The 11,922-nt window shown below is 72.4% G+C and carries 10 protein-coding genes and 1 pseudogene; 8 read left to right on the top strand and 3 right to left on the bottom strand.

All coding sequences use genetic code 11. From position 1 onward, the window contains the following. Positions 1 to 815: HAMP domain-containing protein (locus tag OKJ99_RS05690; protein WP_326014645.1), on the bottom strand; the 815-nt coding region annotated here is incomplete at its 3' end. 102 nt (positions 816 to 917) lie between these two features. On the opposite strand from OKJ99_RS05690, the gene OKJ99_RS05685 reads away from it, so the two are divergent. Together OKJ99_RS05685 and hemW are read left to right on the top strand one after the other, a co-directional pair. Next, the gene (locus tag OKJ99_RS05685; protein WP_326014644.1) at positions 918 to 2,873 is read left to right on the top strand and encodes a SpoIIE family protein phosphatase; all 1,956 of its coding nucleotides are present in this window, start codon (positions 918 to 920) and stop codon (positions 2,871 to 2,873) included. A gap of 54 nt (positions 2,874 to 2,927) precedes the next feature. Beyond that, positions 2,928 to 4,160 carry a radical SAM family heme chaperone HemW gene (hemW, locus tag OKJ99_RS05680; RefSeq protein ID WP_326014643.1) on the top strand — a complete coding sequence of 411 codons (1,233 nt, stop codon included), beginning with the start codon at positions 2,928 to 2,930 and terminating at the stop codon, positions 4,158 to 4,160. Between the two features lie 99 nt (positions 4,161 to 4,259). On the opposite strand, the gene OKJ99_RS05675 is transcribed toward hemW, so the two are convergent. Beyond that, positions 4,260 to 5,081 (bottom strand): DUF3097 domain-containing protein, encoded by an 822-nt coding sequence (locus OKJ99_RS05675; RefSeq protein WP_326014642.1) that lies wholly within the window; start codon positions 5,079 to 5,081, stop codon positions 4,260 to 4,262. Between the two features lie 34 nt (positions 5,082 to 5,115). Then, on the bottom strand, positions 5,116 to 5,856 hold the full coding sequence (locus OKJ99_RS05670) for an MBL fold metallo-hydrolase (RefSeq protein WP_326014641.1): 741 nt from the start codon (positions 5,854 to 5,856) through the stop codon (positions 5,116 to 5,118). 130 nt (positions 5,857 to 5,986) lie between these two features. Between OKJ99_RS05670 and hrcA the strand changes: the two genes are divergently transcribed. From hrcA to OKJ99_RS05640, 6 genes and pseudogenes are all read left to right on the top strand, one after another. Then, positions 5,987 to 7,003, top strand: coding sequence for a heat-inducible transcriptional repressor HrcA (gene hrcA / locus OKJ99_RS05665; RefSeq protein ID WP_326014640.1), 1,017 nt, complete (start codon positions 5,987 to 5,989; stop codon positions 7,001 to 7,003). Further along, a complete protein-coding gene (gene dnaJ / locus OKJ99_RS05660) occupies positions 7,004 to 8,143 on the top strand; it encodes a molecular chaperone DnaJ (RefSeq protein ID WP_326014638.1) in 1,140 nt (379 codons plus the stop codon). A gap of 166 nt (positions 8,144 to 8,309) precedes the next feature. Then, positions 8,310 to 9,383, top strand: coding sequence for a nitronate monooxygenase (locus OKJ99_RS05655; RefSeq protein WP_326014636.1), 1,074 nt, complete (start codon positions 8,310 to 8,312; stop codon positions 9,381 to 9,383). Beyond that, complete coding sequence (locus tag OKJ99_RS05650) at positions 9,383 to 10,129, top strand: 16S rRNA (uracil(1498)-N(3))-methyltransferase (protein ID WP_326014635.1); 747 nt, start codon at positions 9,383 to 9,385, stop codon at positions 10,127 to 10,129. Before OKJ99_RS05655 ends, OKJ99_RS05650 begins: the two co-directional genes overlap by 1 nt. Before the next feature lie 79 nt (positions 10,130 to 10,208). Then, a complete protein-coding gene (locus tag OKJ99_RS05645) occupies positions 10,209 to 10,760 on the top strand; it encodes a hypothetical protein (RefSeq protein WP_326014634.1) in 552 nt (183 codons plus the stop codon). Between the two features lie 56 nt (positions 10,761 to 10,816). After that, a pseudogene (locus OKJ99_RS05640) lies at positions 10,817 to 11,922 on the top strand (peptidase S41); the annotation flags it as partial.

The raw sequence follows: 11,922 nt of genomic DNA, 5'->3' as shown, positions 1-11,922 counted from the left end.
TGCCCCTCGGTGCCGACCTCGCGGGCGACGCGGGTGACCTCGTCGGCGAAGGCGGAGAGCTGGTCGACCATCGTGTTCACGGTCAGCTTCAGTTCGAGCAGCTCGCCCGTCGCCTCGATCGTCACCGTGCGTGTCAGGTCGCCCTGCGCCACCGCCGTCGTCACGAGCGCGATGTCCCGCACCTGCGCCGTGAGCCGCGACGCCATGGTGTTGACCGCCTCGGTCACATCGCGCCAGCTCCCGGACAGGCCCGTCACCTTGGCGCGGCCGCCGAGCCGGCCCTCGGTGCCCACCTCGCGGGCCACCCGGGTCACCTCGCCGGTGAACAGGGAGAGCTGGTCCACCATCTTGTTGACCGAACGCCCCAACCGCCGGAGATCCCCCCGGAGTTGACGAGACCCGTCGTGCAGGTCGACGCGCTGGGTCAGATCGCCGCCGGCCACCGCCTCCAGCACCCGCGTGGCGTTCGCGGTCGGTGCGACGAGCGCGTCGACGATGGTGTTCACGTCGCCGACCCGGGTCACCCAGGCGCCCTGCCCCGGGCTCGCTTCCAGGCGCTCGTCGAGCCGGCCGTGCCGGGTGATCTCCCGCCGCACCCGCGAGAGTTCGCAGTTGAAGTGCACGCTGCGGTCCGCGAGCTGGTTGAATGTCGCGCCGAGCGCACCGACGATCCCGTCCGCCGCGATCGGCACATGCGTGAACGTGCCGTCCCGGGCAGCCGTCAGCGCGGCCAGTAACGGCCGGAGATCGCTCGGACGGATGGCTTCGTCACCGTAGCCCTTCTGAGGTGCACGCATACCACTGTTCTCACTCATAGCGGCCTACTTAGGTAACTCCGCGCTTATGGGCGTGGTCAGTCTGTCACTCTGTCGGTGTCGCCTGAGGCGTCTTTGCCACAACTACTCAGGAGCCGAAACGTGGGTTCCATTCCGATCCAGCGGGAGAGCGTTTTCAGCGCCCAGGACGCGCCGGACCAGCCGACCTGGGGGCCGGTCGTCGCGCGCACGTCGCTGCCGGGAAACCCGCTCGCGCCCGCGGCAGCCCGCCGTTTCCTGCGGGCCGCGTTCGCCGAATGGACCGAACTGCCCGAGCTGTCGGCGCTCCTGACCCTCGACGGCCGCCTCGTGGACGACGCGACCGTCGTGCTCAGCGAACTCGTCACCAACGCCGTCGTGCACGCCGGTACCGGAGTCGACCTCCTGTGCCGCCTGGAGGACGCCGCCCCGGACGGCGGCGCCACCGCCGGACTCGTCGTCGAGGTCACTGACCGGCACCCGGCCCGCGCCGTCCGCAACGACCGCGCCTTCCGCTCACCGGAGACCCCCGAATACGGCCGCGGACTCCAACTCGTCGCCTCCCTCGCCGAGTTGTGGGGCATCACCTACGGTCACGGCACCAAGACCGTCTGGGCCCGCATCCCCGCCGACGCCCCGACACCCGCCGCGGAAATTCCCGACAGCCCGGCCCGCGTGCGCAGCCTGCAGAGGGGCTTGCGCGCCGCGGAGATCCTGACGCCCGCGTCCCGGCGCGCCCCCCAGGACCTCGACTGGATCAACCGCGGCGCGCTCTCCTTCCTCGCCGAGGCCTCCGACCTGCTCGCGGGACAGCTCGACGAGGACATGGTCGCCGCGCTCGTCGGCCAGCTCCTCGTGCCCCGGCTCGCGGACTGGTGCGCCATCTGGTTCTACGAGGAGGAGGGGCGCGGCCTGCCGGGCGTCGTCGAGCACGACGTGCTGGGCGCGGGACCGATGCAGCTGCCCCGGCTCGCCCGCGTCTGGCACACCCACGAACACCGCATCGAGGAGCTCCGCGGGCTCCTGGAGAAGGAGCCCCCGCGGCTGCCCGACCGCCTCTCCGGCGCCGTCCCCGTGCCCTGGCCCTTCGACGCGCAGGGCAGCCCGGTCACCCAGGACACGGGCTCGGCGGTCGCCTACCGGCTCTCCGCGGGCGGCCGCGCCCTCGGCATCCTGCTGATCGGGCGGGCCGGGCTGCACCGCTTCCCCGACGAGGTCACCGGGCTCGTCGAGGACTTCAGCCGGCGCGTCGCCCTCGCCGTCAGCGCGGCCCGCCGCTTCACCCGGCAGGCCACCATCAGCCGCATCCTGCAGCGCGGCCTGCTGCCCACGTCCATCGCCGAGATCCCCGGCATGAAGAGCGCCCTCGTCTACGAGCCGAAGGAGGCGGGCGGCCCCGGCGGCGACTTCTACGACGTGTTCCCGGCCGGCGCAGGACGCTGGTGCTTCGCGCTCGGCGACGTCCAGGGCAAGGGCCCCGAGGCCGCCGTCGTCATCGGGCTCGTACGGCCCTGGCTGCGGCTGCTCGCGCGGGAGGAGTACCAGGTCTCGCAGGTCCTCGACCGGCTCAACCGGCTGCTGCTCGACGACGCGACCGAGGCCTCCGACGCCGCGGCCCGCGCGCTCGCCGCGGCCGACGGCAGGGGCGTGCCACCGGAGGGCTCCACCTCCCGCTTCCTGTCGCTCCTCTACGGAGAGCTGACCCCCACCGAGGACGGCGTGCTCTGCACCCTCGCCTCCGCCGGGCATCCGCTCCCGCTGCTCATGCGGCCCGGCGGGGAGGTCGTCGCCGCGGCTGCGCCGCAGGTGCTGCTCGGTGTCGTCGACGACCCGGACTACACGAGCGAAACGTTCGTGATGGGCACCGGGGACACGCTCCTGGGCGTCACCGACGGGGTGACGGAGCGGCGCCGCGGGGCCCTCCAGTTCGACGACGGTGACGGGCTCGCGCAGGCGCTCGCCGGGTGCGCGGGGCTGACGGCGCCGCTGCTCGCGGAGCGGATCCGGCGGCTCGTGCACGCCTTCGGGGACAGCCCGCCGGACGACGACCTGGCGCTGCTGGTGCTCCAGGCGCAGTGAGCGGGTCGGCGCCCGGCGAGACCCGGTCGGTCGCGGAGGCGGGACAATGGGGTCATGCCTTCCGCACTTCCCGATGGTGAGCCCGTGCCCGACGACGGTTCGCTGCCCGCGTCCGCCCTCGCCGGGACCGCGTCCCGACCCCTCGGCTTCTACCTGCACGTCCCGTACTGCGCCACGCGCTGCGGCTACTGCGACTTCAACACGTACACGGCCACCGAGCTGCGCGGCACGGGCGGCGTCCTCGCGTCCCGTGACAACTACGCGGAGACGCTGGTCGACGAGGTGCGGCTCGCGCGCAAGGTGCTCGGCGACGACCCGCGCCCGGTCCGCACCGTGTTCGTCGGGGGCGGTACGCCGACGCTGCTGCCGGCCGCCGACCTCGTACGGATGCTGCGGGCGGTCCGCGACGAGTTCGGGCTCGCGGACGACGCGGAGATCACGACCGAGGCGAATCCGGAGTCGGTGGACCCGGCGTACCTGGCGGAGCTGCGGGCCGGCGGCTTCAACCGGATCTCGTTCGGGATGCAGAGCGCCCGGCAGCACGTGCTGAAGGTGCTCGACCGTACGCACACGCCGGGGCGGCCCGAGGCCTGTGTCGCGGAGGCGCGGGCGGCCGGGTTCGACCACGTGAACCTCGACCTCATCTACGGCACGCCGGGCGAGAGCGACGACGACTGGCGGGCCACGCTGGACGCGGCGCTCGGGGCGGGGCCCGACCACGTCAGCGCGTACGCGCTGATCGTCGAGGAGGGCACGCAGCTCGCGCGCCGGATCCGGCGCGGCGAGGTGCCGATGACCGACGACGACGTGCACGCGGACCGCTATCTGATCGCCGACGAGGTGCTCGGAGCGGCCGGGTTCGACTGGTACGAGGTGTCGAACTGGGCGACGTCCGAGGCCGGGCGCTGCCTCCACAACGAGCTGTACTGGCGCGGGGCCGACTGGTGGGGGGCCGGGCCCGGCGCGCACTCGCATGTGGGCGGGGTGCGGTGGTGGAACGTCAAGCACCCGGGGGCGTACGCGGGGGCGCTCGCGGGTGGGCGGTCGCCCGGGGCCGGGCGGGAGGTGCTCGCGGAGGAGGACCGCCGGGTCGAGCGGATCCTTCTTGAGCTGCGGCTCCGTGACGGGTGTCCGCTGGAGCTGCTGAAGGCGGACGGGCTCGTGGCGGCGCGGGGCGCGCTGCGGGACGGGCTGCTGGAGGCGGAGCCGTTCGCCGCCGGCCGGGCCGTGCTGACGCTGCGCGGGCGTTTGCTGGCGGACGGGGTCGTGCGGGACCTGGTCGACTGACGTCACGCCCCCGTTTCCGTTGCGCGGCACCGGGGGCCGCCTTGCCCACCCTGCCGCCCAAGGCGGCAGATTGCCCAAGGCTCAGGCATTTCGCGGGTGCTACTCCGGGGCCGTCACGAAGTCGATGAGCTCCTCAACCCGGCCCAGCAGCGCCGGTTCCAGGTCCTTGTAGGAGTGGACCCGCGACAGGATGTGCTGCCAGGCCTCGCCCGTGTTCGCCACCCGCCAGCCGAGCGCCCGGCACACGCCCGTCTTCCAGTCCTGGCCGCGCGGGACGCGGGGCCACGCCTCGATGCCCACGGAGGAGGGCTTCACCGCCTCCCAGATGTCGATGTAGGGGTGGCCCACGACCAGCGCGTGCTCGCTCGTCACCGACTGGGCGATGCGCCACTCCTTCGAGCCCTGCACCAGGTGGTCCACCAGCACCCCGAGCCGCGCGTCCGGGCCCGGGGCGAAGTCGGAGACGACCGCCGGGAGGTCGTCGACGCCCTCAAGGAACTCCACCGCCACGCCCTCGATGCGCAGGTCGTGGCCCCAGACCCGCTCGATGAGCTCGGCGTCGTGCTTGCCCTCCACGTAGATGCGGCCCGCCCGGGCCACCCGGGCGCGGGCGCCGGGGACCGCCACCGATCCCGACGCGCTCCGGGAGGGGCGGGCCGGGGCCGGTCCCGAGGGGCGTACGAGGGTGACGACCTTGCCGTCGATCATGAAGCCGCGCGGCTCCATCGGGAACACCCGGAGCTTGCCGAAGCGGTCCTCCAGGGTCACCGTCGGACCCTGCGCCGTCTTCTCGACCCGGATCACCGCTCCGCAGAAGCCCGTGGTGACCTCCTCGACGACGAGGTCGGGCTCGGCCGGCACCTCGGGGGCCGGCTTGTTCCGCTTCCACGGAGGAGTCAGGTCAGAGGTGTACTGGCGCATTCGAGCGACGATAAGAGAAGAGCGCAGGACAGGACTACGACACGCCGAAACGCGTCGCCAATGTGGCGCGTTGCGCGCGGACGAACTCCGCATTCACCGCCGAACCGTGCCCCGGAACGTACACCGCGTCCTCGCCGCCGAGGTCGAGGAGCCGAGTCAGCGCCGCGGGCCAGTGGCCCGGCGCCGCGTCCGGGCCCGCCTGCGGTTCGCCCGACTCCTCCACCAGGTCGCCGCAGAAGACGATCTCCGGGCTGCCGGGGACGAGCACCGCCAGGTCGTGGCCGCTGTGCGCCGGGCCGATGTTCGCGAGCAGCACCGTCAGGCCGCCGCCCAGGTCGAGCGTCCACTCGCCGCACACCCGGTGCGGCGGGGTGACGAGGACGTCGACCGCCTCGGCCGCGGCGTCCGGGGCGATCCCGTACCGCACGGCGTCGGCGCGCAGCGCCTCGGCGCCGCGCTCGAAGAGGGCGTCGATGCCCACCGCCCCGTACACCTCGACCCCCGCGAACGCGGCCGTGCCGAGCACGTGGTCGAAGTGCGGGTGGGTCAGTGCGACATGAGTCACTCGCCGGTGCGCCCCGAGGAGCGCACGGGCGTCGGCGCGCAGCCGGACGCCTTCACGGAGTGAGGATCCGGTGTCGATCAAAAGCGCCGCATCTTCACCGACCACGAGGCCGCTCGTGCAGTCGAGCCCCGGCAGCCGCACTCGCCCCACATTCGGCGCGAGCCTCTCCCAACCCGCCGATGCCCAATCGATACGCTGCGCGAACTCCATACCTCGACGCTAGCGCCCTTGCCGGGCCCGTACCCACCGGCCGTACACTGAGCCGGGGACGATTGGCACTCGCGGACAGGGAGTGCCAAAGCAGGACGATCGCAGCGAATGATTCTGGAGGTGTGCGCCGATGCTCAATGAACGCAGGCTCGAAGTGCTGCGCGCCATCGTCCAGGACTACGTCGGCACCGAGGAGCCCGTCGGCTCCAAGGCGCTCACCGAGCGGCACAAGCTCGGGGTCTCGCCGGCGACCGTGCGCAACGACATGGCGGCCCTGGAGGACGAGGGATTCATCGCCCAGCCGCACACCAGTGCCGGGCGCATCCCCACCGACAAGGGGTACCGCCTCTTCGTCGACAAGCTCACCGCCGTGAAGCCGATGGCCGCGCCCGAGCGGCGCGCCATCCAGAACTTCCTGGACGGCGCCGTCGATCTCGACGACGTCGTCGGACGCACCGTGCGGCTGCTCGCGCAGCTGACGCGGCAGGTGGCGATCGTCCAGTACCCGTCCCTGACCCGGTCCACCGTGCGCCATGTCGAGCTGCTGTCGCTCGCGCCCGCCCGTCTGATGCTCGTACTGATCACGGACACCGGGCGCGTGGAGCAGCGGATGATCGACTGCCCGGCACCGTTCGGCGAGACGTCCCTGGCGGATCTGCGGGCCCGGCTGAACAGCCGCGTCGCGGGCCGCAGGTTCGCCGACGTACCGCAGCTGGTGCAGGACCTGCCGGAGGCTTTCGAGCAGGAGGACCGGGGCACGGTCACCACGGTGCTCTCCACTCTCCTCGAGACACTCGTCGAGGAGACCGAGGAGCGGCTGATGATCGGCGGAACCGCCAACATCACCCGCTTCGGACATGACTTTCCCCTCACCATCCGGCCCGTTCTGGAGGCACTCGAAGAGCAGGTCGTGCTCCTCAAGTTGCTTGGTGAGGTGGGAGATTCGGGCATGGCCGTACGTATCGGTCACGAGAATGCCCATGAGGGACTCAACTCCACATCCGTGGTGTCGGTCGGCTACGGTTCGGGCGGCGAGGCAGTGGCCAAGCTCGGCGTGGTCGGCCCGACCCGCATGGATTACCCGGGAACGATGGGAGCAGTACGCGCAGTGGCACGTTACGTCGGACAGATCCTGGCGGAGTCGTAAGTGGCCACGGACTACTACGCCGTACTAGGCGTGCGCCGAGACGCTTCCCAGGACGAAATCAAGAAGGCCTTCCGAAGGCTGGCGCGTGAGCTTCACCCGGACGTGAATCCGGACCCGAAGACTCAGGAGCGCTTCAAGGAGATCAACGCCGCGTACGAGGTGCTCTCCGACCCGCAGAAGAAGCAGGTCTACGACCTCGGGGGCGACCCCCTGTCGCAGGCCGGCGGAGGCGGCGGGGCCGGTGGCTTCGGCGCCGGCGGGTTCGGGAACTTCTCGGACATCATGGATGCCTTCTTCGGCACGGCGTCGCAGCGCGGACCCCGGTCCCGTACGCGCCGTGGCCAGGACGCCATGATCCGGCTCGAGATCGAGCTGGACGAGGCCGCCTTCGGCACCACCAAGGACATCCAGGTCGACACCGCTGTGGTCTGTACGACCTGCAGCGGTGAGGGCGCCGCACCCGGCACCTCCGCGCAGACCTGCGACATGTGTCGCGGACGCGGTGAGGTCTCGCAGGTGACGCGGTCCTTCCTCGGCCAGGTCATGACCTCGCGGCCGTGCCCGCAGTGTCAGGGCTTCGGGACCGTCGTCCCGACGCCGTGCCCGGAGTGTGCCGGTGACGGCCGCATCCGGTCGCGTCGCACCCTGACGGTGAAGATCCCGGCCGGTGTGGACAACGGCACGCGGATCCAGCTCGCGGGCGAGGGCGAGGTCGGCCCCGGCGGCGGCCCCGCCGGTGACCTCTACGTGGAGATCCACGAACTCCCGCACCCGACCTTCCAGCGGCGCGGCGACGATCTGCACTGCACGGTCACCATCCCGATGACGGCGGCGGCCCTCGGCACCAAGGTGCCGCTGGAGACGCTCGACGGCACGGAGGAGATCGACATCCGGCCGGGCACGCAGTCCGGTCAGTCGGTCCCGCTGCACGGGCGCGGCATCACGCATCTGCGGGGCGGTGGCCGCGGCGACCTCATCGTGCACGTCGAGGTCCTGACGCCGCAGAAGCTGGACGCCGAGCAGGAGCGGGTGCTGCGGGAGCTTTCCAAGCTGCGCGGCGAGGAGCGGCCCACGGGCCAGTTCCAGCCGGGGCAGCAGGGGCTCTTCTCCCGCCTGAAGGACGCGTTCAACGGCCGTTGAGCCGCAGGTGTATGCCGAACCGGCGTTGCGGTCGCGGGGCTCTGCCCCGGACCCCGCTGCTCAATCGCCGCAGGGGCTTGATAGATCAAGCCCCTGCGGCGATTGAGGCGCGGGTGGGCGGAGAGGTCGATTCGGACGGTCGCGGGCGACATGGCACGATGCGCTCATGTCCTCCGCACTGACCGATCTCTCCCCGCTTCCGATCGTGCAGGCCCCCATGGCGGGCGGCGCTTCGCAACCCGCGTTGGTCGCCGCCGTGGCCGAGGCCGGCGGACTCGGGTCCCTCGCCGCCGGGTACAAAACGGCCGACGGGATGTACCAGGAGATCAAACAGGTGCGGGCGCTGACCGGCAGGCCGTTCGGCGTCAACCTCTTCATGCCGCAGACCGAGCACGCGGACCCGGCCGTCGTCGAGGTCTACCGCAACCAGCTCGCGGGCGAGGCCACCTGGTACCGCACCCCGCTCGGCGAGACCGACAGTTGCAGCGACGACGGCTACGACGCCAAGCTCGCGATCCTCGTCGACGACCCCGTGCCGCTGGTCACCTTCACCTTCGGCTGCCCCCGGCTCGCGGTCGTCCAGGCACTGCAGCGCGTCGGCACGAAGGTCGGGGTCACCGTCACGACGGTGGAGGAGGCGCAGGCCGCGCAGGAGGCCGGCGCCGACCTGGTGTGCGTACAGGGGATCGAGGCCGGCGGGCATCAGGGCACGCACCGGGACAACCCCGAGGCCGACGGGAGCGGGGTCGGTCTCCTCTCGCTGATCGTGCAGGTGCGCGAGGCCGTGCAGCTGCCGATCATCGCCGCCGGCGGGATCATGCGCGGCGCGCAGATCGCCGCGGTGCTCGCGGCCGGCGCCGATTTCGCGCAGCTCGGCACCGCGTTCCTGGTCACCCCGGAGTCCGGGGCGCCGGAGCCGCACAAGCAGGCCATGACCAATCCGCTGTTCAACCGGACCGAACTGACGCGCGCCTTCTCCGGGCGGCCCGCGCGTGGGCTCGTCAACCGGTTCATGCGCGAGCACGGCCCTTACGCCCCGGCCGCGTACCCGCAGGTCCATCACATGACGTCGCCGCTGCGCAAGGCCGCAGCCAAGGCCGGTGACCCGCAGGGCATGGCGCTGTGGGCGGGGCAGGGGCACCGGCTCGCGCGGGAGCTTCCGGCCGGGCAGCTCGTGGAGGTGCTCGCCGCCGAACTCGACGCCGCCAGGGCCGCGTTGACGCAGCGGGGCGTCGCCTGATGACCGCTCCGGTTTTCGTCGTCGAGGGGGACGTCCCCGGCGATCGCGCGTACGTGCTGGACGGGCCCGAGGGGCGGCATGCCGTCTCCGTGAAGCGGCTGCGGGCCGGGGAGACGGTGACCCTCACCGACGGGCTCGGCTCGTGGTGCGAGGCCGTCGTCACCGGCAGCGAGGGCAAGGACCGGCTCGTGGTCGAGGCGGGGCCGGTGCGGGTGGAGCCCGACGAGCGGCCGCGGATCACCGTCGTACAGGCGCTGCCCAAGGGTGACCGGGGCGAGCTCGCCGTGGAGACCATGACCGAGACAGGCGTCGACGCGATCGTGCCGTGGGCCGCCTCCCGGTGCATCACGCAGTGGCGCGGCGACCGTGGGCTCAAGGCGCTCGGCAAGTGGCGGGCCACCGCGCGGGAGGCCGGGAAGCAGTCGCGGCGGGTGCGGTTTCCGGTCGTCGGGGAGGCCGCGACGACGAAGCAGGTCGCCGCGCTGCTCGCCGGGGCGGACTTCGCGGCGGTGCTGCACGAGGACTGGGACGCCCCGAGCGGGGCGCTGGCTTCGGCCGAACTCCCGGACAGCGGCGAGATCGTGCTCGTCGTCGGCCCCGAAGGCGGCGTATCGCCCGAGGAGTTGACGGTGTTCGAGGAGGCCGGGGCGCGTCCGATACGGCTCGGGCGGAGCGTCCTGCGCACATCGACGGCCGGAACGGCGGCGGTGGCGTTGCTGCTGGGACGCACGGGACGCTGGGGGTAGGCGGCCCGTCCGCCGGATGCGCCCATCGTGGCTGCAACCGCACTACCGACCCTGTACGTCCGCTGGCATTCTGCCGTGCATGCGGGGATCGAGGGGGTTCGGCGGGCTGCTCCTCGTCGCTGCCGTCGTCGCCACGGGCGTCGCGTGTCAGCCGATCGAGGGTGACCTCAATGTGTCCACGGTCGCGATCACTACCGACAAGGTGGCCACCGACGAGCTGAACCGGCAGAACGCCAAGGTCTCCTGGCTCAGCTGCAATGGCACGTACGACAGCAGCTCCCCGTCCGGAAGTGCCACGACGGGCGAGGTGAAGGTCGACTGCCAGGGAAAGACCGAAGACGGCAAGGACATCACCGTGAAGGGGTGGGTCTACGGGGTCGTCTCCGGCCAGTGTGTGCGCGGCAAGATCATCGGGCGGATCGACAACAAGGTGTGGTTCAGCGTCGGCGTGCTCGGCAACTGCGCCGCGACCGACGGGACTTCGACGTCCACGCAACCGGCACCCTCGCAGGACCCGGAGCCGCAGCCCTCGCAGGACCCGAAGCCCCAGGAGCCGCAACCGGGTTCCACGAGCACGGTCACCGAGACCGTCACGGTGACGGCGCCCCCGCCGACTTTCCAGGGGAAGTGAAGGGGAAGTGATCAGACGGGCTGACGTCGGGCGCGGCCAAATTTAGGCTGGGCCGGGTGACGACTCCTGCGTACCTCCGGTTCCCGCACCTGCACGGCGAGTTGGTGGTCTTCACCGCCGAGGACGACGTGTGGGCCGCACCCCTCGACGGCGGCCGCGCCTGGCGGGTCAGCGCCGACAACATGCCCGTCGCACACCCCCGGCTCTCCCCGGACGGTGAGACGGTCGCCTGGACCTCGCGCCGCGACGGTGCGCCGGAGGTGCACATCGCCCCGGTGGCCGGAGGGTCCGCGAAGCGCCTGACCCACTGGGGGAGTTGGACCACCAACGTGCGCGGCTGGACGCCCGACGGCCGGGTCCTCGCCACCACCACGCACGGCCAGGCCTCGCTGCGCCGCAGCTGGGCGCGGGCCGTACCGCTGGACGGCGGCCCCGCCGAGACGCTGCCGTACGGGCCCGTGGGCGGCGTCGCGTTCGGGCCCGAGGGCCGGGTCCTGCTGCTGTCCGCGCCGATGGGGCGGGAGGCCGCCTGGTGGAAGCGGTACCGGGGCGGCACGGCGGGCAAGTTGTGGATCGACGGGGGTGGCGAAGGCGAGGGAGCGGCGGGCGAGTTCGGGCGCCTGCACGCCGAGCTCGACGGGAACATCGAGTGCCCGATGTGGGTGGGGGACCGGGTCGCGTTCCTCTCCGACTACGAGGGCGTCGGCGCGCTCTACTCGTCCCTCCCCGACGGGACCGGGCTGCGGCGGCACACGTCGGTGGAGGGCTTCTACGCACGGCACGCCGCCACCGACGGCGCGCGGGTCGTCTACGCGAGCGCCGGTGAGCTGTGGATCGTCGAGGGGCTCGACGAGGGCGTGGAGGCGCGCCGGCTCGACATCCGCCTCGGCGGCCAGCGCGTCGACCTGCAGCCGCGGCCCGTCGACGCCGCGAACTGGTTCGGTGCCGCGTCCCCCGACCACACCGGACGCGGCAGCGCCGTGAACGTACGCGGCGCCGTGCACTGGGTGACCCACCGCTCGGGCCCCGCCCGCGCGCTCGCCGCCGAACCGGGCGTCCGGGCCCGGCTGCCGCACACCTTCCGCGTCGACGGCGAGGAACACGTCGCGTGGGTGACGGACGCCGAGGGCGACGACGCCCTGGAGTTCGCGCCTGCCACCGG

Origin of the sequence: Streptomyces endophyticus (assembly GCF_035798155.1) — a bacterium.
Classification (GTDB): domain Bacteria; phylum Actinomycetota; class Actinomycetes; order Streptomycetales; family Streptomycetaceae; genus Streptomyces; species Streptomyces endophyticus.
This window is presented reverse-complemented; position numbering and strand designations above follow the sequence as displayed.